We start from the raw sequence: 18,847 nt of genomic DNA on the forward strand, positions 1-18,847 counted from the left end.
TCTTTGACGTCGTGGTGCTGAGCCTCCCAATGAATCACGACATCCTGTGTCGTGTATTTCGATAAAGTTCACCTATGCGCGCCGACCGGTTGGTCTCGCTGGTGCTGCTGCTGCGGCAGCACGGTCGGCTGTCCGCGGCCACGCTGGCCCGCGAGCTGGAGGTATCCACCCGCACCGTGCTGCGCGACATCGAGGCACTGTCCGCGGCCGGCGTCCCGGTCTACGCCGAACGCGGCCGGCACGGCGGTTTCGCGTTGTTGCCCGGTTTCCGGACCGAGCTCACCGGACTGAACCCCGACGAGGCCCTTGCCCTGCTGGTCGCCGGATCGCGGCGCGGCGCGCAGGCGTTCGGCCTCGGCTCGGCGCTCGCTTCGGCGATGCTCAAGGTGGTTGACGCGCTACCCGAAAGCTATCGGGACACCGCGGCCGGCGCGGCCGAGCGCTTGCTCATCGACCCGGAGACCGACCTCCTGTCGCGTCGGCTGATCGCTGAGGAGGTGCCTGACGCCATAGCGGCCGAGGTCCTGCGCGCGGTGTTCGCCGGACACAAGCTGCAGATCCACTACGCGGCTGTGGACCAGACCCCGAAGTGGCGTACGGTGGACCCGATCGGCCTGGTCACCATACGCGACCGGGGCTACCTGCTGGCCACGAAGTCTGGCGCGGACCGCACCTACCGGCTGTCCCGGGTCTTGGCCGCCAAGGAACTCGCCGAACCCGCGCAGCGACCAGACCGGGTCGATCTGGACCGGGCCTGGCAGGAACGCAGCACCCGGTTTCGGACCGGCGGCGACCAGGTCACCGTGCTGGTACGGGTGGACCCGGCGCGGCGGGAGGAGCTGCTGGGCACCGCGCTGGCCGTCCGCGCCGAGGAAGCCGACGCAGACGGCTGGCTGCGGCTGGAGGTGACCTTCCAAGATCCGAGACACGCCGAATGGGCGCTGTGGCAGCTCAGCACGGACGCGGAAGCCCTGGCCCCGCAGTGGTTGCGCACCTCCCTGTGCAAGCGCGCCGCCGCGATCGCCACCCGCTACGGAGTGTCATCCTGAGAGTCAGTCGCCTTCTGCGGGCCACGATCCGCGTCATGTCGTCGGGCCGCGGATACGAGTACGGGGTTGAGGAACAGCGGAACAGCCGTTGGCGGTGAGGACGATCTTGCTTCTCGTAGCCGCCGTGAGCCGGCCGAACGTGAAACGCGAAGAAGCTTGGACCATCTGCAACGAAGGTCACGACCACGGAGAAGCCGCTGCGGCATCCTGCCCGACCCTCCCCTGACCTGCGACGGGATCCCCCAGCGCTAACAGCTGCACCACCAGTCCCACCCCTGGATCAGCAGACCAGGCGGACTTCAGCTCGACTGTCGGCGAGCCTTAGAATCGCCATAGACTCGGAGGATTGGGGACCCGGGATCCGGGATCCGGGCCGGGGATCGCCACCCGGAGGACGCCATGTGGCAGACAAGACTGGCCGACGAATCGGCGGACTACCTCGCCGCCCGCGAGGAACTGCGCCTGGCCGAGATCGACCTCATGCGCCACCGCGAGAAGGTCGCGGCCCAGCGGCGGGCGCTCCCGCAGGGGCCGCCCGTCGACGACTACGTCTTCATCGAGGGCCCCGCCGACCTTGGCGCGGGCGATGTGCCGGTCCGCGAGGTCTCCCTCAGCGGGCTCTTCACCGCGCCGGACCGCCCGCTGATCGTCTACCACTTCATGTACGGCAAGCTGCAGACCGACCCGTGCCCCATGTGCACCCTATGGATCGACGGCTTCAGCGCCATCGCCCACCACATCGCCCAGAACGCCGACTTCGCTGTCGCCGCGGCCGCCGACCTGCCCGTCCTGCGGCAGCACGCCCGCAACCGCGGCTGGCACCGGCTGCGGCTGCTGAGCTGCGGCGACAGCACGTTTAAGTATGACCTCGGCAGCGAGGACAAGGACGGCGAACAGGACTCCACCATCTCCGTCTTCACCCGCGACGGCGACGGCGCGGTCCGCCACTTCTACTCCGCCCACCCCCGCATGGCCGGCGATATCGACCAGCGCGGCATCGACCTCCTCGCCCCCGTCTGGCATCTCCTCGACCTCACCCCTTACGGCCGGGGCGACTGGTTCCCCAGCCTCCACTACTGACCTTCGACCGCCGGCCCCAGCACGATCGGCTCGGAGCCCGGCTCGCAGCCCCCCTTCGCCGAACGCGGCAGTTGCGGGAACTTCCGCGACGGACGGACTGGGCGGATGCCGCGCGCACCGGCCTCTGTCAACCGATCATTTACGAAGACCGAGTTGAGCTGGATGGCCGACTTCCTGATCTGCTGGAGGAAATCCCGCAGGCCGCGATGGAGCACGTCGCCGGACTGGTGAAGGCACTGGCTTGCGAGTTCGCGAAGTACGACTTGACCGGCCGTTCGGCGGAGGGCCACCGCGCACAGGTCCGAGAGACCCGGGCTTGCGACCTTCCACGCGGGCGGATGAGGAAGAGCTGATCGCGCCGGCGCGGAAGAGATCAAGACGCCCGGCTTCATACGGAGGCAGGGCCGGGGTGTGGGGCGGCGGGGCGGCGGCGTTCAGCGCGGGATTGCCCAGTCCGGCGCCCAGGTCCCGGCGGTGCCGTGGCCGGCCGCTGTGGCGGCGAGGTGGGCGCGGAGGGTGGCCAGCGCGGGGTGGGGGTTGTCGCGGTGCCACAGAAGCGAGTGCGGGTAGACGGGCGTGGGATCGGTCACCGGGATGCGGCGCAGTCCGTGGTCGGCGGGCCAGACGAGGCGGGTATGCGCGCCCATGAAGGTGGCCAGGGCCGGAGTGTCGGCGACGGTGTCGAGGAGCGCGTCGGAGCCGAAGTTGGGGCCGGTCGCCTCGATGGTGAGGCCGAACTCGGCGACGAGGTCGTCGTAGTAGGCGGCCCACTCGGTACCGGGGACGATGCCGGGCATCCAGATCCGGTGCCCGGCGAGCTGGGTCAGGGGCACCGACCGGGCGCCCGCCAGCGCGTGGGCGGGGCCGGTGAGGAGCTGGAGCGGCTCGTCGAGCACCCGGACGGACTCGATGTCCTCGGGAAGGGGCCGGCCGGGCACGGCGACGGCGCGGAAGGACGCGTCGATCACACCGGACCGAATGGCGGCGACGGCCGTCTCGATCTCGAACAGCATCACCACGTCGAGCTCGATCTCGGGGTGTGCGCGGTGGAAGCCGCGCATCAGGCCCGACGCCGCGCCGCGCGAGGCGATCATGTCGACGCGCAGCGGACGGCTGCCGGTGCGGACGGACGCGACCGCGCGCTCGGCGACCCGGAGCAGTTCGCGGGCGTGGGGCAGGAACGCCTGCCCGTCGATGGTGAGCTCGGCACCGCGCGGAGTGCGGGTGAACAGCCGTACTCCGAGGTTGCGCTCCAGCGCGGCGATGCGCTTGGAGACGGCCTGCTGGGTGACCGCCAGCTCGGCGGCGGCCTCCTGGAACTGCCCCGCGTCGGCGGCGGCGACGAAGGTCCGGACGATGTCGAGGTCCATGCGGACAGCCTATGGGTACAACCGTTGGTTGTTACCGGGCGGCCCTGGGGTTGTTTGATCTCCTAGTATGGCGCGCGCTTTGATGCATGCGATCGCGGATCGGTTGTGCGGATGAGTGGCGAGGAGCGTCGGGCATGCGGAGCGGGCACCGGTTGGGGCGGCAGTTCGGGTGGCTCTGGGGAGCGTACGGGACCAGCGCGCTCGGTACGTGGATCGCCTTCGGCGCGTTCCCGCTGATCGCGATCCAGGTGCTGCACGCCGGGCCGGCGGAGGTCGCGGCGTTGTCCTCCGTGGGGGCTTTGGTGGGCGCGGCCGTGGCGGTGCCGCTCGGCCCGTGGGTGGAGTTCCGCCGCAAGCGGCCGGTGCTGATCGGGATGGACCTGGTGCGGTCCGCGGCGCTGCTGACGATCCCCGCCGCGTTCGCGCTCGGCGTGCTCTCCTTCGTCCAGCTCCTGCTGGTCTCGGTCGTCGTCGCGGCGGCCGACATCACCTTCCGCGCCACCTCCGGCGCGTACCTGAAGACGCTGCTACCGGCCGAGGACCTGCTCGTCGCCAACGCCCGATTCGAGTCCACGGCCTGGACGACCACGATCATCGGGCCGCCGCTGGGCGGTGCCGCGATCGGGCTCCTCGGTCCGGTGGCGACGGTGGTGGCCGACGCGGTCAGCTACCTGCTCTCGGCCCTGGGCATCCGCGCGACGAGTGGCCAGGAGCCGCGGCCCGAGCGCCGGGAGGCCGCGCGCATGCGTGCCGGGGACCTGCTCGACGGTTGGCGGTACATCCTCGCCGACGCGACGCTGCGTCCGTTGTTCTTCAACACCGTCTTGTTCAACGGCCTGCTGATGGCCACCGACGCGCTGCTGGCCGTCCTGATGCTCGGCCAACTCGGGTTCGCACCGTGGCAGTACAGCCTCGCCTTCGCCGCGCCCGCGATCGGCGGGCTGCTCGGTTCACGGCTGGCCCGACCGCTCGTCACCCGGTTCGGGCAGCACCAGGTCCTGATCGTGGCCGGGGTGCTGCGCGTGATCTGGCCCATCGGGCTGGCCTTCCTGGGGCCGGGGACCGGAGGGCTGCTGCTGGTGATGGGCGTCGAGTTCGGGCTGATCTTCTGCTGCGGGATCTTCAACCCCGTCTACACCACCTACCGCCTCGAGCGCACCGCGACCGAGCGGGTCGCCCGCACGCTGTCCGCCTGGTCGGTGACGACCAAGGCCTCGACCGCGCTCCTGACTGCCGCATGGGGCGTGCTGGGCGGCCTGCTCGGCCCGCGCACGGCCATCGGCCTGGCCGGCGCGCTCCTGCTGGCGACCCCGCTGCTGCTCCCCCGACGCGCCACGGCACCCCTCGCCGAGCCGGAGTCGGCACCGAGCCGCGCCTGACGGGCCGCCACCGCCGTCACCGCGATCGGGCCGCGCCCCTGTCGGAGCGGTCCGCCCCTCCGCGTAGAGCTCGGAGATGAGCGCGACGGCCCTCACCGTGGCCGGTGGAGTCGCGGCGCGGCAGATCGTGGCTCACGTGCCCAATGTGCAGTCGGCCCCGGCGCGCGATCTCGCGTGTCAGGGCGCCCTCATCACCCAAGGAGAGAAAATGACCGTCACGACCCCGGCGCTGGACCCCCGGACGGCCGCACTGCTCGTCATGGATTACCAGCAGGGAATCCTGGCCTCAATCCCCGGCCTGGCCAAGCCGGAAGCGCTGCTGTCACGGGTGGCTGGCGCCATCGCCGACATGCGAGCGTACGGCGCCGCCATCGCCTACGTGCGAGTCGGATTCACCGAAGCCGACTGGGCGGCGATCCCGCCGGCCAACAAGACTTTCTCCTTCCTCGGCCAGCAGCGTCTCATGCACCACGCGGATCCCGCCGCAGACATCCACCATCAGCTCGCTCCCGAGCCCGGCGACATCACCGTCCGCAAGACCCGCTACGGCGCGCTGTCGACGACAGACCTGGACCGGCAACTGCGGGATCGCGGAATCACCACCCTGGTCATCGCCGGCGTCACCACCAGTGGTGTCGTACTGTCCACCGTCACTGACGCCGCCGACCGCGACTACCAGCTCTACGTCCTCTCCGACGGCGTCGCCGACCCGGACCCGCAAGCCCACCAGACCCTGATGACCAGCATTTTCCCGAGACTGGCCCACATCATCGACACCGCCGAACTGCGTTCGCTCCTGCACGAGAGCCATCCCGATCGGGCAAAGACCGACAGGGCGTAGCCGTCAACGATGATCAGCGGCCGTCAGGGGGATCGCTGTCGGCGGCCAGACCTCGGTTCCGGCCGCTGACGGATCATGTGACTATCTCGCTCCCAGAGCATCTTCTCGGCTCGCGGGCTCGTGCTCGCAGAGGTGAGCGGCTCTGCGAGGCCGGAGACTCCCTGCCGGGCGGGCGCGTTGGCGCAGGTCGTCATCCGCAAACCTCCTCGCAGAACCTGCGGGCTGCGCGAGGAGGTCCCGCGAGACTGGGCGGGTGGAGCTGACGCCAGAGGAGGCCGCCGAGGCGGTCGAACGGGTCAGCTGTATGTGCGGATGGTGTTGTTGATCCAGTCGGTGTAGGCGGTGACGTTGGTGTACAGGCCGGGACCCTGCTCGCAGGACGGGCTCTTGGCTCCGGGGCCGGAGGTGACGCCGATCAGCTCCCACCGGCCACCCCGGCCGCGCTGGAGCTGCGGGCCGCCGGAGTCGCCGTTGCAGGCCATGGCCTTGGGCTTTTGACTGACGGTGCACAGGCGGGTGTCGCCGGCATAGCCTGGCCCGCACTCGGAGATCGCGCCGCGGCGGGTGTCGAGCTGGTTGAGCGTCTTGGACATCTTCCACTCGGTCGGGTTGGTGCTGAACTTGGTGATGCCGAAACCGATGATCCGGGTCGGGGTGCCGGGCTTGCCCGCGTGGTCGGCGATCGGGACGGGCTTGATGGAGACGGGGCGGTCCAGGCGGACCAGCGCGAGGTCGGCGGTGTTGTAGGGCGCCTTGTCCGTGCCCTGGGCGTAGTCCGGATGCTGGATCGCCTGGGCGATATTGCGGACCGTGCCGCCTGATCTGCGCTGGTCGCTGCCGATGCGGATGGTGCCCTTCACGATCGAGCCGATCTCCATGTCGACGCAGTGAGCCGCGGTCACCACCCATCGCGGGTTGATCAGCGCCGCTCCGCAGTTGCCGTCTTTGAGGCCCATGGCGGGTGCGGCGATCGGGATGGAGGCCATGAAGTCGTAGGACTCGGTGGGCTTGGTGCCGTTGATGATCGCTCCGGCGCTTCCGGCCGTCATCGTGAGAGCCGCCGCGCCGGCCAGAGCGACGACCGCGGAACGGGACGCGGCTCGACGGAATTTCGTGCCAAACATAAGGAATAGCCCTTCAGTGGAGATTAAGGCGCTATAAACCTAGATGTCCGCATTTGGCTGGGGGATCATGCCAGCGCGTCAACTCAGGGTAGGGACAGCCCCACCTGAGCGGCGCAGACATCCCGGCATCAGGATGCGGCGGCACCCTCCCGAAAGCCGGGCAGCTCTTCCCACCCCGCACGGGCTGCCGGCTCGACGCCTTGAGGGAGGCGGGCTGCGAGCCGGTCCATGCCGAGAAGATCAGCATCCGGGTGAAGGTGCGGCCGGAGTCCGTCCAGGCGATGGACCACGCCCGCACCATCGAGGCCCCGGAGAGGATAGGGCCGGATTCTGGCGGTAGCGGGCAGCCGGGGGTGAGCCGGCGGGAGCGCGCCCGGAGGCGCGGAGTTCTTGCAGGTCGGGGATGTGGTTGTAAAAGGTGCCGGGGCTGACGCCAAGGAGCTTGGTGATCGAGTTCTCGGGGTCGGGGAGCATGTCGGGGGCGGCCCGGATGACCTCGGGGGTGGCGACGGCGGGCCGGCCGCCGACCTTGCCGCGGGTCAGCCGCGCGTGTTCTCAGAAGTCATGACCGTCTCCGCTTCCGAGAACACGATCTTCTCGGAAGCCGGGCGATCTGCGCAGGTCGGCCCGCCGTGGCGGGCCGCCTCTGAAACCGCGAAGAAAGCCCGCATTCGATCTTGGTTGGTGGATCCCGCCCTGTTCCGGGAGATGCTTGACAGATCAGTCCCAGGACATGTTTGACAGGCACCGGTGCCGGCCGATCTCGCGTGCGTCGTTTGCGGGTGGCGCGCGTCGGGATGTCGGGGTTGGCCCTGGTGGATCCGTCCGCTGTCGAGCAGCGTTATCGGGCGGTGTCGGCGGTCCTCGCCGGCGCGAGTGCGAGTGGACCGCCGGCCAAATTCGGGGTGTCGCGGCAGACGGCGCGTTCCTGGCTGCGCCGCTATCGGACACCCGGCCTTTCGGGGTTGGCGGACTGTGAGGTCGTCACCGCGGAACGAACAAGAAAGACCAGCCCCCTCCCCCCTTCATCATCACCTATTCCCAGCTCAGGAAAGAGCCCTGACGCGGGCGGCCTGCTCCTCTTGGACTCTTCGGGCAGTACGCAGGAAATCGAGGATGACGGCCAGTTCGTCCGGCCCGTACTCCTGCAGCGCCTGGGCGCCCGCCTGGCCGACCGGGACGAAGATCTCGGCATCGGCCGAGCGGGCGGCCTCGGTCGCGGCGACCAGGACGCGGCGGCGGTTACCCGGATCAGTGGAACGGGCCACCATGCCCGCGCGCTCCAGCCGGTCGATGACCGTGGTGGTGGCCGCTGGGCTGAGCTTCAGCGCGAGGCTGATCTGGCCCGCGGGCACCGGGCCGTCGGCCAGCACCACGTCGAGGCAGCGCAGGTCGGTGCGGTTGAGGCCGAGCCGGGTGGCGGCCGCTTCGTCGAAAGCGTCGAAGCTCTGCTGCAGCTGCCGGAGCTCCATGGCGATCTCTCCGAAGACACTATGTTTCGACATTCGAATCTTTCTGTCATCGTATATTTCGTTCTTCGAAGCGAAGATATCATGTATGGAGGCACGCACCCCCTTGCGCTCAACCATCCTCACCCGAACCGCTCCCAGCACGCGAACCGGTGACAGCGCTCAGATCGAAAGACTCTTCGCCGGCTTCCTGGCGGCCTGGACGGCGGGTGACGCCCAGGCGTTCGGCGCGCTGTTCACCGACGACTCCGGCTACGTCTCCTACGACGGCACCGTCACCCACGGCCGCCGGCCCCACCAGCACAACCACGACAAGCTCTTCCGCGGCGTCCTGGCCGACTCGGCGTTGGTCGGGGACCTGGAGTCGGTCCGCTATCTCACGCCGGACGTGGCGATCGCGCACAGCCTCCGAGTTCCATGTAGCCGAGCTCGTCGATGCAGAGCAGGTCGACCCGTCCGTAGCGGGCGATGGTCTTGGAGAGAACCCGCTCGTCCGCGGCTTCGACGAGTTCGTTCACGAGCTCGGTCGCCAGGGTGTAGTCGGGAGGCAGCTGGGCCGGGCGCCGTCCGGTCGGGGACGTAACCCTCTCGCGGCGGCTGAGGACGACGTCGTTGCGCTGGAGTGTGGGCGACTCGTCGTCCTCGCCGGCCTTGCGGGCCTCCAGGGCCACTGCAGGTGACGGGACTCAGCCCAACCATCTGAGGAGCCGGCCTGGCGCGCCGCCCGACGTGTCCTTCAAGACCGGCTCCACCATGGCACCGTCGACGGCGAGTCGTGGACGTGACAACCGTCTGTTGTCGCGTACATGGGCGATCACGGGGTGGGACCGAGCAAGGTCTCGGCCCGCCATGGCGATGCGCGACTCCAGCACGTTATCCGGCACATCGCCGCAGCCGTCACCGGACAGGGCACGGCGTGAACGTCGCACCCCGGAGATCATGAAGAGTGGCTGATCCCTGTCGTGGTACCGTCGCCGCGGAAGCCCGTAAGCGCTTGCCCCGGACGAGATGTGCGCCGTACCCGGCCTGCAAAGACGACGCACTCGAAGGAGACCTCGTGGACGCAGGCATGCCTCTGATCGATTTCACTGGAGTGACTCCAGAGCCTTGCGCGCTGGATGTCCGGTGGATTCACGGCTCACCGTCGGCCAAGCACAACACCGATCCTGACATCCAGGTCCACGCGTACGACGAGCACACGTTCATCTTGCGGCAGAACATGGCGATCAACTACGAGGCGCCGTTCTTGTTCCTGCTGTTCGGAAACGCACGGGCGGTGTTGATCGACACCGGCGCCACGGCATCCGCCACGTTCTTCCCCTTGCGCCGGGTGGTCGATGAGCTCGTCGCCGACTGGCTCGCCCGTCACCCCCGGGAGGAGTACCACCTGCTGGTGCTGCACACCCACTCGCATGGCGACCACATCGCGGGCGACGATCAGTTCACCGACCGCCCCGATACCACGGTGGTCGGCGCGGACCTGGTCACCGCCTGGGAATACTTCGGGTTCGGCAAGGATCCCGACGCCGTGGCGCAGGTCGACCTGGGAGGCCGTGTGCTGGAGTGCCTGGCCACCCCGGGTCACCACGAGGCGGCGGTCACGTTCTACGACCGGTGGACCGGGTTCCTGCTCACTGGCGACACGGTCTACCCGGGCCGTCTCTACATCCAGGACTGGTCGGCCTTCACCCAGACCATCGACCGCCTGATCGCCTTCTCCGACCGCCGGCCGGTCACCCACGTGCTCGGCTGCCACATCGAGATGACCAGGCAGCCAGGCGTGGACTACCCGATCCGCACCACCTACCAGCCCGACGAGCCCCCACTGCAGATGACCACCAAGCACCTGCGCGAAATCCGTGCGGCGATCAAGGAGATCGGCGACCGGCCCAGCCGGCGCGCCTACCCCCTCTTCGTCCTCTGGCCGAATCCGTGAGCCGCACGACCGCATCGGACCTCCTGCCCGATGCGACGTCGTCCCCGGCCGCGACATCTGCACCCAGCTCCGCGAATGTCGGCGGACAGCTGGACGTGCGAAACCGCCTACAAGTAGATGTGCAGATGTCGGTGCCGATGAGGTGAATTTCAGGACACGCACGCCACCGAGGAAGGCCTCGGGGTCGGGCAGCATCTCGTGCTCCAGATGCTCGACGCCGTCGGCCCCTGCTCCCAGCAGACGCTCAGCGAGGAACTGCGCATCGACCGCAGCGTCATGGTCAGCATCTGCGACCTCGGCCAGCCGTCGTTTGACGGCACAACATGCCCGGATTTCTGGGGGCACGTTCGGGGAAGGCCGCCGTTTCAACTGGTCCATGCATGATCGCTTGACGATCTGTGGCCACTGGTACTATTGCCGCATTTCGTGAACTACCAGCTCTAACGGGGCAATAGTGACGACGGGGCCTGGTTTCCGCCCGCAGTATCCGACCCAACCACCGCCGCCATGGCAGCAGGGCCAATGGCAGCAGCCGCCGCCCCCACCACCCCCCAGACGCAGGACCGGACTGTGGGTGACGCTGAGCATCCTCTCCCTCGTCCTGGTCGTCGCCGCAGGCGCGGGAGTGGGGGTGGTCCTGCGGGACCAGGGCTCCGCGTCGGCGCTCGACCCGCGTCCGACCGGATCGGCGGCCCCAGGGCCGACCGATCAGGGGCCGGTCGACCCCGACACGGTCGTGGTCACCGATGAGGAGATCTCCGCGCTGCTCAAGGCACACGGCGAGGCGCTGACGTCAGGTGACGCCAAGGCGTTCACCTCGATCTTCGACCAGAAGAACGCCGCCCTGGTCCGCGGCCAGGCGAGACTGTTCGCCAACCTGCGCAAGATACCGCTGACCCAGATGTCTTATGAGACGCTGCGCCGCACGGGTCGCACCGAGGACAGCTTCGGGCGCGGCGTGACGTTCACCCAGGACGTCGCGTTCGTGCACCGCTTCACCGGCATCGATCTCCGGCCGGTATCGGAGTGGTACCGCTGGACCATCGAGAAGGCCTCGGCTGACGCGCCCCTGGTCGTCACCAAGGTGGGCGGCGCGCCCCCGTCGATCACGAGCGGCGAGGGCTCCAAGACCGTGTACTACCCCGGCCCGTGGGACATCTGGCCCGATGTCGCCGTGGTGAAGGCCGGCTCCAGCATCGTGCTGGCCAGGCCGCAGGACGCCGCCCTCGCCAGGCGCATCGCGCCGGCCGTCGCCGAGGCCACCACTGCGGACCTGGCCTTCTGGCGGCGCAACGGCCCACCGGACGCCGCGGTGTCCACCGGGTTCGTGATCGCACTGGCCAAGGGCCAGGCCCAGCTGGGCAACCTGTTCCGCAAGCAGAAGGCGCACGAGGCGGGCGTGTCCATTCCGATGCCCAGCTGGGGAATGAGCGACACCGTCAGGATCGGCGGCAGCCGTATCGTGCTGGACACCACCTCGACCTTCTTCGACGACGGAGCGGGCATCCAGGAGATCGCCCAGCACGAGATCGCCCACTCACTGGTCGCGACCCTCGACAGCGCCCAGTTCTCGCTGTTCGGCAAGGCCAACTGGATCGTCGAGGGCTTCGCCGACTACGCCGCCACCCGGCACCAGAGCGTCGCTCAGGTCCGTCGCTTCCCGGAAGGCAGGGCCTACCTGGCAGGGCGGCTGGCCAGGCCGTTCGAGGGCAAGCTTCCCGACAACGTCTTCTGGGAGTACAAGAACCTGATCAACGCCAACTACTTCATGGGCAACCTCGCCATGCGCTTCATCGCCAGGAAGTACGGCGAGCGCAGGCTGGCCGAGGGGGTGGCCGCGGCCTACCGGGCGCAGGGCGACAAGAGTGAGGCCGCGCTGTTCGAGGTGCTCGGCGTGAGCAAGGCGCAATTCGAACGGCAGTGGGCGGCATACGTGCGCCAGCAGCTGGCGTGATGGGGGAACGCAGATGACCGACCAGCACAACGGCAACCCGTACGGTGGGCAGCCGGCTCCCGACCGGCTCCCGAACTGGGGACAACCCATCCAGGGCTCCCCCGGTCACGGCCAACCACCGTCGGGCGGGCCCGCTCACGGCCCCGGGTACGGCCAGCCATCCTCCGGTCAACCGGCTCACGGTCCCGGGTACGGCCAGCCACTCCCAGGCCAACCCGTCTACGGACCGCCAGGCCAGGGACAGCCCGCCTACGGACCGCCGGGGCCGTGGACCCCCCGGCCACCGGGACCCGCGCCGCACCCCCAGGGATACCCGAGCGGCCCGCCGTACCCCTACCAACAGCCCCACCCGCAGCAGCAGACCGGCTGGGACGCCCCGCCACCGCCGCCGCAGCGTAAGAAGGGCCACACCGCGCTGTTCGTCGCGCTCGGCCTGGTGGTGCTGCTGGCCGTGGGTGTGGGCACCGCGTGGTTCGTCGCGGGCACCGGCCCGGGGGCCGGTCGGGACGGCAGGCAGAGCGTCGGCCCCGCGGCGGCGAGCCAGTGGTCGGTACCGCTGGTCAACGCCGACAGCACCGACTTCACCGCGGGCCTGGCCTTCGCCGCCTGGCTGACCGACACCACGATCGTCCGCGCGCAGAAGGACGGTCTGCTCGCCTACGACCTGAAGACCGGCAAGCGCGCCTGGGGCGTGCCCTCGCCGGGTGAGCAGCTCTGCGGGGCCACCGCCGAGCTGGCGGCGGGCAAGGGCGCGGTCGCGTACGGCAGTGCCCGCCTGTGCGACCACCTGGCCGGCGTGGACGCGGCCAAGGGCCAGATCACCTGGAAGGTCAAAATCCCGGCCGAGAAGTCCACCCTGTCCGACATGCTCGCCGCGCCGAAGGTGATGAGCGCGGCAGGCATGGCGGTGGTGTCGGTGGATGAGACCGTGTACGGCTACCGCCTGTCCGACGGCGCCCGGCAGTGGACCGCCGCGCCACCCGAGGGCTGCCATCTCGATGACGTCAACGCGGCGGCCACCCGCGTGGTCCTCATCCTCGACTGCGCCTTCAACGGTACGAGCAACCGCTTGGAGATACTCGACCCCGAGAGCGGCAGGCCGGTCAAGCGGTATCCGCTCGGCGAGCTCGGGCTGGGCCCCACGGTCCTGTCGGCCGACCCGGTCATCGTTCACGTGGAGAAGGGCGGTCAGAGCACGTTCACCGTGTTCGACGACAACGGCGGCAAGGTCGACGTCAGGACCGGCCATGTGGACATGCTCGCCATGAACACGGTCGCGTTCTTCGACGGCATGGCCGAACAGCGCCGCTACGCCGTACACGGTGACCGGTTGTATCTGGCGACCTTCCCTGAGAACGTGCCGGGCGAGCTGCGCTCGCGTAACACGGCGGTGGCCTTCGATCTCAGGACCGGCAAGCAGGTATGGGAGTCGTCGGGCACCCAGAACACCAAGCTGACCTACATCCGCGCCGACGACAAGGGACTGCTGGCCCTGGAGGTGGGCGACCGGCGGGATCTCGCACCCCGGCTGGTGCGGCTCGAGGCGGGCACCGGCAAGGCGACGGCGGTGGCGGGGCTGCCGCAGGAGTTCGGCACCGAGGGGGAAAACGCCCGGGTGTTCGAGCGCGATGGCGCGGTCATCATCGTCCCGTGGACCTCGGTCGTTCCCAAGAACGCGGTCAGCTACGTCGCGACAGGGGCGAACTGACCGCTCACCCGCGGGTACGGATGCGGCGGAAGCTGTCCGCGGCCGGGAAGGCGCTGTCCGCGGCCGGGAAGGCGCTGTCCCGGTCGCGGCTGCTGATCTTGGCCGGCACCGGCGGTGCCGGCGAGACCCGGCCGACGAGTCAGGATCGCGGAGACTCCCCGAGGAACATGATCAGTCGATGACGATCTCGTCGGGGTCGCCGGCGCTTGTGGGCGGCAGCCTGCAGCTTCGGGGACCCGGCGACAGCCGACCGGGCGGCGGTCTCAGCGGCGGCGTTGGCGCAGCAGCTCCGCGCCCACGTCGACGTACCCCTCGAACAGGCCGATCACGTCCTGCAGGCGGTCCTGGGCCGGACCGGGGCCCACCAGGGTCTCGCCGTCGCGCAGGGCGGCGATCAGCTTTCTGGCTCGCGCGTGGCTCGCCTCGAGCAGCGTCTCCAACCCGCCCGCCGCCTCCACCAGCAGCCTGCGGCTACCCGGCTGCGGGATCACCCTGGCCAGTCCCCAGGAGTCGAGCTGCCGCACCGCGGTGCTCACCGCCCCTTTGCTCAGCCCTAGCTCGGCGGCGATCGCATCGAGGGTGTCCGGCCGGTCGGTGATCAGCAGCAGTCCGTAGACGCGACCGGTGGCGTGCGGTAGGTGCCACGAGGCGAGTAGATCACCCACCGAGGTGACGAACGTGGCCCGTCGCTCCGCGTTCACGCTGTCCCCCTCGTCTGGAGGCTTGTGTGGAGGAACGTCTCGACCGCGGCGTTGACCGCCTCGGGCGCGTCCTGGTTGGCGATGTGCCCGGCGCCGGGCACGACGATCTCTTCAACCCCTTCGGCCGCGGCCCACCTCGGCATGGCCGTGGCGATGTTCCCGGTACGGTCCCGGTCCCCGCGGATCAGGCAGAGCGGCACGGGAATGCGATAACCCGGATCCGGGTCGAGGAAGGTCACGGTCGCCCGCCAGACCTCCACGAACTCCTGCTTCGTGAGCTGCGAGAACGCCCTGCGCGCATCGGCCCTGGCCGCCGGGGTGACCGCGGAGGCGCCGGCCGTCAGCTCGGGGAGCCGCCCGGCCGGGATCACCGACAGGGAAGGCGCCGCCATCTTCAGCAGCAGGCGGTCCTTGGCGGACAGGAGCCCCGTGTTCCAGGTCGAGCCGATGACCACCAGCGCCCGGCACAGTTCGGGATGCCGCCGGACCAGCGCCTGGCTCAGATTGCCGCCCAGCGACTGACCCACCAGCACCGGCCGGTCGAGCCGCAGGTGCTCGACGAGCGCGAGCAGGTCCGCCATCGCCCGCTCGGCGGTGAACGGCGCGCCGGCCGGTCGAGAGAGCCCGTGGCCGCGCAGATCCCAGGTGACGACCCGGTATCCGAGTGCCCGCATGTGGTCCCGCTGGGCGTCGAACATCACGTGATCGGCCCCGGCGCCGTGTGAGAACACCACCGGAACGCCGTCACCGCCGCTGTCGGCGTATCGAAGGTCACAGCCGTCCACAGTGAGGGACAGATTTAGCATTTACTGAATATAGCGAATTTGAGTGTAGCTCCGGCCGCATGGGGTGCCGGCCTTTCTTCCTGCCCTTGGTGATGACGAGCTGGGCTGCGATGTCGCGCAGGCTGCGGTTCTGCTCGCGCGGGTACAGCGCCGGGGAGAGCATGGCGTGGTTGGTCACGGCCGCGCCGTCAGCCGCCCCGAACTCGGCCGGCGTCGCCGGCTCGATCCCGACGGCCGCCGGCGCCTTCCCCAACAGGGTCGTCTGGCGGGGCGACACCTATGTCGGCGGATTCGCCTGGTGACCGGCCCCTGCGAACGACCGGTCAGATCGCGTCCACCACCGCCGATGACGTGGATCCGCGTGGAGGGCCTTGAGCGGCGACGAACGGCAGGTGGCGTCAGCGAGCCGACGCGGGCGGAGTTGCCGCCATCCACCGTTCCGATGGCGGTACGGACTTCCAGGCGGGCGAACCCAACCGGTAAGAAGACGCAGACGGAGGGCGAGGAGACCGATTTCATTTGTCCCGTCAACGATTCGACCATCAGACGGGGAGATTCAAATGTCGTCCGTACATCGCCTTGTCACCACCCTGGCGATCATCTCAGCCGGCCTCATGGCCGCCACCGCCCTCACGATTCCCGCGCAGGCGGCGGCCGGCACGTCCGTGCACGTCAGCGGGCGCACACTGTTCATCGTCGGCACCTCCAGCGGCGAGACGGTCAACATCGGGGTGTTCCAGGGCAAGATCACTGTTGACTCCACGTCCGGGGTGAGCGCGGGAGCCGGCTGTACGCAGTCCGGCGCCAACGTGGCCCAGTGCGTGGGGGTCGGGAGCGGAATCCAGTTCATCGACGCGTCGCTGCTCGGGGGCGACGACACCGTCACCAACTCCACGTCGCTGCAGTCGTCGATCCTCGGCGGCGCGGGTCTGGACACCCTGAACGGCGGTTCGGGCCGGGACGGCCTCAACGGCGGCTCCGAGGACGACACCCTGATCGGCAACGGCGGCCTCGACGTCGCCAACGGCGTCGGCGGATTCGACGTCTGCAACGCCGAGACCGAGACCGGCTGCGAGGCCTGACGAGGAATGGCCACCCGGCACCACGTGTGCCGGGTGGCCATCAGACCAGCTATGCATGTGTCAGCCCTGGGGTGGGGGAACGTCGGAACCGGAATCGAGGTTGGCCCACAGGCCGGCGGGAGGATCTCCAACCTGCGGTGTTCCGTCTGAAGCGGTACGACTGGCGTGTGACGGGCGCTGGCGCCTCGAGAGGTTCTCGAAGATGTGGCAGAGGATGTCGAGAACGGCCTGGCGGTTCCGTCCTAGGGTGGATGCGGCCACCGTGGCTGCACGACACCAAGGAGACCCAGCATGACGATCCAGCGGATGGACAACGTCCTCATCGTGGTCGACGACCTTGACGCCGTCATCTCGTTCTTCGTCGAACTTGGCATGGAGCTGGAGGGTAAGGCGCCGATCGAGGGACGTTGGGTGGAGCGTGTCATCGGGCTCGACGACGTCCGACAGGACGTCGCCATGCTGCGGACGCCGGACGGCCACGGCCGAATCGAGCTGGCGATGTTCCACACGCCGAAGGCGGTCGGTGCCGGGCCGAAGGACGCGCCGACGAACACTCTGGGCATTCGTCGCATCATGTTCGCCGTCGACGACATCGAGGACGTCGTTTCCCGTCTGCGCACTCACGGCGCCGAACTCGTCGGCGAGGTGGCGCAGTACGAGGACAGCTACCGGCTCTGCTACGTCCGCGGTCCCGAGGGCATCATCGTCGGACTGGCCGAGCAGCTCAGCTGAAGGCTGCCGAAGGGACCGCGCACCCGAGCCATCCGAGCACCCGCGCCGGACGCCGGTCGTCGTACGCACCCGCGGACTCCCCCACCGCCACCCCTGACGGCCAGGTATCGGCGGTCCCTGACTTCCGCGGCCCCGGCCCTCACCGGCGGGCGTAGCCGGCGAGGGCCGGGGAGAGCCGGTCGAAGCCGGGACGCGCGGTGTCGGCGAGGCGGATGTCCTCGCCCGCGGCGGTCAGCCGCAGCACTTCGTCCACCTTGCCGCCAGCCCAGGTCGGGCAACAGTGCCCCGGCCAGGAGGAGGAAGGCCACCCCCGGGAGGGCAGGTCACGTACTCGCTGTTGCGTGCGGCGGGTCTGGCGCAACGCCTCATCGACCACGTCGAAGGCCAGTTGTCGGGTCAGCTCCCCCGGGTGGCCGGGGCGAATGCGTCCGATGGCACCACACGGACGTGGTCGATGACGGACTTGGTCTCCAACGGAGCTCCCGCCGAATAGTGATCTTGGTCGACACTGTTCCAGCGGGAGCTCCGCACGTATTTCGGCGGGCTTGACGCTCTCACACCGTGTCTAACCACACGGTATTGGGTCTAGGGGTTGTAGACGGCGGAGCTGCCGTAGAGCTTGTTGGTGAAAGCCGAGATGTAGGAGGCCGTGTTCGCCGCGGTGAGGTTGTAGGTGAGGAAGACGCCGTACCCCTCGTTGACCGTGCGCTGGGCGAGCCTCGCGGCGGTGGACGAACTGGTCGCGGTGAACGACACGGCGGCCGGGGAGAGACGGGACCTGGAGCTCGGGCCGCTCGGCACGGACCAGGTGCCGTACCACGGATTCCAGGCGTAGTCGAAGGTGTTGGCGATGCTCACCCCGTCGTAGCTCAGGCGGTCCGCGGCCGGGCCGATGTCGTACAGCGTGATGAGCTTGTCCGGCAGTTTCTCGCGCAGGGCCGAGACCAGGTAGACGAACGAGAAGTCGTTGGGCTGACCGGTGCCGTTGTTGCCGTACTCGACGTACTCGTCGTCGAAGTCGATGCCGTCGAGCCCGTACCTCGTCACCGCGTCGGCCAGTTCCTGGGCGAACGCGTCAGCGGCCTGCCGCGACGGGAAGTTCGCGAAGCCGGCGCCCTGATGGTTGCCGAGGACCGACAGCAGGACCTTGATGCCCTTCTGCTGCAGCGGGCGGACCTCGGTCGCCACGTTGTCGAGCACCCGCTGCACGTTCTCGTTGAAGTGCAGGTAGGCGTTCGTGCCGTCGTAGTTGATGTTGGCCGCGAAGATGACCGCGATGTCGAACACCTGAGCACCGCCCCTGGCGAGCGTGTACTTCGCGGCGTTCGTCATGCTCTCGCTGTTGACCTCGATGTAGACGACCGAGATCGGTCCGGTCTTCGCGGGTGAGCGGCGCTTGGCGTGCGCCGTGGTGGGCAACGCGACACCGGCGGTGGTCGCGGCCAGGACTGACAGCAGAGTCCTTCTGCGCATCAGCGGTGCACTCATCGATCGACTCCTCGTCACAGGGGGGCAGTCTGCTATAGCGGTTAAGTCCAGCCCGCCACCTGATAGCAAGTCAGGTGGGGGCCGGAGATAAATCGGTATAGCGCATCGATCATCGGCAGCTCCGGGCCCGCTGTCAAGATGTCGTCAGC

General features: G+C 69.1%; 17 protein-coding genes, 4 pseudogenes and 1 riboswitch. Of the genes and pseudogenes, 13 read left to right on the forward strand and 8 right to left on the reverse strand.

Translation table 11 applies throughout. The features are described 5' to 3' along the window. Window positions 1–74 precede the first annotated feature (74 nt). Window positions 75–1,049, forward strand: coding sequence for a helix-turn-helix transcriptional regulator (locus ACZ6R6_RS26560; protein WP_470097642.1), 975 nt, complete (start codon window positions 75–77; stop codon window positions 1,047–1,049). Window positions 1,050–1,448: 399 nt separating this feature from the next. After that, complete coding sequence (locus tag ACZ6R6_RS26565) at window positions 1,449–2,129, forward strand: DUF899 family protein (RefSeq protein WP_470097644.1); 681 nt, start codon at window positions 1,449–1,451, stop codon at window positions 2,127–2,129. 434 nt (window positions 2,130–2,563) lie between these two features. Here ACZ6R6_RS26565 and ACZ6R6_RS26570 read toward each other — a convergent pair whose 3' ends face one another. Continuing rightward, window positions 2,564–3,499, reverse strand: coding sequence for a LysR family transcriptional regulator (locus tag ACZ6R6_RS26570; protein ID WP_470097646.1), 936 nt, complete (start codon window positions 3,497–3,499; stop codon window positions 2,564–2,566). A 134-nt stretch (window positions 3,500–3,633) separates the two neighbouring features. Here ACZ6R6_RS26570 and ACZ6R6_RS26575 point away from each other — a divergent pair, with 134 nt between their 5' ends. Both ACZ6R6_RS26575 and ACZ6R6_RS26580 read left to right on the forward strand, forming a co-directional pair. Continuing rightward, entirely contained in the window at window positions 3,634–4,878 is a 1,245-nt protein-coding gene (locus ACZ6R6_RS26575; RefSeq protein ID WP_470097648.1) for an MFS transporter, read from the forward strand. A gap of 76 nt (window positions 4,879–4,954) precedes the next feature. Beyond that, the gene (locus ACZ6R6_RS26580) at window positions 4,955–5,719 is read left to right on the forward strand and encodes a cysteine hydrolase family protein (protein ID WP_470097650.1); all 765 of its coding nucleotides are present in this window, start codon (window positions 4,955–4,957) and stop codon (window positions 5,717–5,719) included. Window positions 5,720–6,015: 296 nt separating this feature from the next. On the opposite strand, the gene ACZ6R6_RS26585 is transcribed toward ACZ6R6_RS26580, so the two are convergent. After that, window positions 6,016–6,768: a S1 family peptidase gene (locus ACZ6R6_RS26585; protein ID WP_470097652.1), complete on the reverse strand. Its 753-nt coding sequence runs from the start codon at window positions 6,766–6,768 to the stop codon at window positions 6,016–6,018. A gap of 872 nt (window positions 6,769–7,640) precedes the next feature. Between ACZ6R6_RS26585 and ACZ6R6_RS26590 the strand changes: the two are divergent. Further along, window positions 7,641–7,805 (forward strand): annotated as a pseudogene (locus tag ACZ6R6_RS26590) (helix-turn-helix domain-containing protein); the annotation flags it as partial. A gap of 84 nt (window positions 7,806–7,889) precedes the next feature. Here the strand turns inward: ACZ6R6_RS26590 and ACZ6R6_RS26595 are convergent. Continuing rightward, the gene (locus ACZ6R6_RS26595) at window positions 7,890–8,348 is read right to left on the reverse strand and encodes a MarR family winged helix-turn-helix transcriptional regulator (protein WP_470097654.1); all 459 of its coding nucleotides are present in this window, start codon (window positions 8,346–8,348) and stop codon (window positions 7,890–7,892) included. Window positions 8,349–8,400: 52 nt separating this feature from the next. Here ACZ6R6_RS26595 and ACZ6R6_RS26600 point away from each other — a divergent pair. After that, window positions 8,401–8,655 (forward strand): annotated as a pseudogene (locus tag ACZ6R6_RS26600) (SgcJ/EcaC family oxidoreductase); the annotation flags it as partial. 67 nt (window positions 8,656–8,722) lie between these two features. On the opposite strand, the pseudogene ACZ6R6_RS26605 reads toward ACZ6R6_RS26600, so the two are convergent. After that, window positions 8,723–8,851: pseudogene (locus ACZ6R6_RS26605) on the reverse strand (ATP-binding protein); the annotation flags it as partial. Between the two features lie 437 nt (window positions 8,852–9,288). Then, window positions 9,289–9,356, forward strand: a riboswitch (guanidine-III (ykkC-III) riboswitch). A gap of 49 nt (window positions 9,357–9,405) precedes the next feature. On the opposite strand from ACZ6R6_RS26605, the gene ACZ6R6_RS26610 reads away from it, so the two are divergent. The 4 genes from ACZ6R6_RS26610 (at window position 9,406) to ACZ6R6_RS26625 (ending at window position 13,910) form a co-directional block, all read left to right on the forward strand. Further along, the gene (locus ACZ6R6_RS26610) at window positions 9,406–10,248 is read left to right on the forward strand and encodes an MBL fold metallo-hydrolase (protein ID WP_470097656.1); all 843 of its coding nucleotides are present in this window, start codon (window positions 9,406–9,408) and stop codon (window positions 10,246–10,248) included. 207 nt (window positions 10,249–10,455) lie between these two features. Continuing rightward, window positions 10,456–10,632 (forward strand): hypothetical protein, encoded by a 177-nt coding sequence (locus ACZ6R6_RS26615; protein WP_470097657.1) that lies wholly within the window; start codon window positions 10,456–10,458, stop codon window positions 10,630–10,632. Window positions 10,633–10,822: 190 nt separating this feature from the next. Then, window positions 10,823–12,202 (forward strand): hypothetical protein, encoded by a 1,380-nt coding sequence (locus tag ACZ6R6_RS26620; RefSeq protein ID WP_470097658.1) that lies wholly within the window; start codon window positions 10,823–10,825, stop codon window positions 12,200–12,202. A 13-nt stretch (window positions 12,203–12,215) separates the two neighbouring features. Next, window positions 12,216–13,910 (forward strand): outer membrane protein assembly factor BamB family protein, encoded by a 1,695-nt coding sequence (locus tag ACZ6R6_RS26625; RefSeq protein WP_470097659.1) that lies wholly within the window; start codon window positions 12,216–12,218, stop codon window positions 13,908–13,910. A 263-nt stretch (window positions 13,911–14,173) separates the two neighbouring features. On the opposite strand, the gene ACZ6R6_RS26630 is transcribed toward ACZ6R6_RS26625, so the two are convergent. Together ACZ6R6_RS26630 and ACZ6R6_RS26635 are read right to left on the reverse strand one after the other, a co-directional pair. Next, window positions 14,174–14,611, reverse strand: coding sequence for a GbsR/MarR family transcriptional regulator (locus ACZ6R6_RS26630; RefSeq protein WP_470097661.1), 438 nt, complete (start codon window positions 14,609–14,611; stop codon window positions 14,174–14,176). Further along, window positions 14,608–15,417 (reverse strand): alpha/beta fold hydrolase, encoded by an 810-nt coding sequence (locus tag ACZ6R6_RS26635; protein ID WP_470097663.1) that lies wholly within the window; start codon window positions 15,415–15,417, stop codon window positions 14,608–14,610. Before ACZ6R6_RS26635 ends, ACZ6R6_RS26630 begins: the two co-directional genes overlap by 4 nt. A gap of 140 nt (window positions 15,418–15,557) precedes the next feature. Between ACZ6R6_RS26635 and ACZ6R6_RS26640 the strand changes: the two genes are divergently transcribed. From ACZ6R6_RS26640 to ACZ6R6_RS26650, 3 genes are all read left to right on the forward strand, one after another. Next, window positions 15,558–15,698, forward strand: coding sequence for a hypothetical protein (locus tag ACZ6R6_RS26640; RefSeq protein WP_470097665.1), 141 nt, complete (start codon window positions 15,558–15,560; stop codon window positions 15,696–15,698). A gap of 258 nt (window positions 15,699–15,956) precedes the next feature. Then, the gene (locus tag ACZ6R6_RS26645) at window positions 15,957–16,478 is read left to right on the forward strand and encodes a calcium-binding protein (protein ID WP_470097667.1); all 522 of its coding nucleotides are present in this window, start codon (window positions 15,957–15,959) and stop codon (window positions 16,476–16,478) included. 306 nt (window positions 16,479–16,784) lie between these two features. Beyond that, window positions 16,785–17,210: a VOC family protein gene (locus ACZ6R6_RS26650; protein WP_470097827.1), complete on the forward strand. Its 426-nt coding sequence runs from the start codon at window positions 16,785–16,787 to the stop codon at window positions 17,208–17,210. A 322-nt stretch (window positions 17,211–17,532) separates the two neighbouring features. On the opposite strand, the pseudogene ACZ6R6_RS26655 reads toward ACZ6R6_RS26650, so the two are convergent. After that, a pseudogene (locus ACZ6R6_RS26655) lies at window positions 17,533–17,745 on the reverse strand (hypothetical protein); the annotation flags it as partial. 50 nt (window positions 17,746–17,795) lie between these two features. After that, on the reverse strand, window positions 17,796–18,698 hold the full coding sequence (locus tag ACZ6R6_RS26660) for an endo-beta-N-acetylglucosaminidase H (RefSeq protein WP_470097669.1): 903 nt from the start codon (window positions 18,696–18,698) through the stop codon (window positions 17,796–17,798). Window positions 18,699–18,847 lie beyond the last annotated feature (149 nt).

Source organism: Streptosporangium sp. NPDC048886 (assembly GCF_055586905.1).

Bases quoted from the DNA above. Each gene is read 5' to 3' on its own strand.
- ACZ6R6_RS26565 (WP_470097644.1), top strand. From the start codon at position 1,449: ATGTGGCAGACAAGACTGGCCGACGAATCGGCGGACTACCTCGCCGCC.
- ACZ6R6_RS26585 (WP_470097652.1), bottom strand. From the start codon at position 6,768: ATGACGGCCGGAAGCGCCGGAGCGATCATCAACGGCACCAAGCCCACC.
- ACZ6R6_RS26635 (WP_470097663.1), bottom strand. From the start codon at position 15,417: ATGCTAAATCTGTCCCTCACTGTGGACGGCTGTGACCTTCGATACGCC.
- ACZ6R6_RS26560 (WP_470097642.1), top strand. From the start codon at position 75: ATGCGCGCCGACCGGTTGGTCTCGCTGGTGCTGCTGCTGCGGCAGCAC.
- ACZ6R6_RS26570 (WP_470097646.1), bottom strand. From the start codon at position 3,499: ATGGACCTCGACATCGTCCGGACCTTCGTCGCCGCCGCCGACGCGGGG.
- ACZ6R6_RS26575 (WP_470097648.1), top strand. From the start codon at position 3,634: ATGCGGAGCGGGCACCGGTTGGGGCGGCAGTTCGGGTGGCTCTGGGGA.
- ACZ6R6_RS26615 (WP_470097657.1), top strand. From the start codon at position 10,456: ATGCTCGACGCCGTCGGCCCCTGCTCCCAGCAGACGCTCAGCGAGGAA.
- ACZ6R6_RS26580 (WP_470097650.1), top strand. From the start codon at position 4,955: ATGAGCGCGACGGCCCTCACCGTGGCCGGTGGAGTCGCGGCGCGGCAG.
- ACZ6R6_RS26595 (WP_470097654.1), bottom strand. From the start codon at position 8,348: ATGTCGAAACATAGTGTCTTCGGAGAGATCGCCATGGAGCTCCGGCAG.
- ACZ6R6_RS26645 (WP_470097667.1), top strand. From the start codon at position 15,957: ATGTCGTCCGTACATCGCCTTGTCACCACCCTGGCGATCATCTCAGCC.
- ACZ6R6_RS26625 (WP_470097659.1), top strand. From the start codon at position 12,216: ATGACCGACCAGCACAACGGCAACCCGTACGGTGGGCAGCCGGCTCCC.
- ACZ6R6_RS26640 (WP_470097665.1), top strand. From the start codon at position 15,558: ATGGCGTGGTTGGTCACGGCCGCGCCGTCAGCCGCCCCGAACTCGGCC.
- ACZ6R6_RS26650 (WP_470097827.1), top strand. From the start codon at position 16,785: ATGGACAACGTCCTCATCGTGGTCGACGACCTTGACGCCGTCATCTCG.
- ACZ6R6_RS26660 (WP_470097669.1), bottom strand. From the start codon at position 18,698: ATGAGTGCACCGCTGATGCGCAGAAGGACTCTGCTGTCAGTCCTGGCC.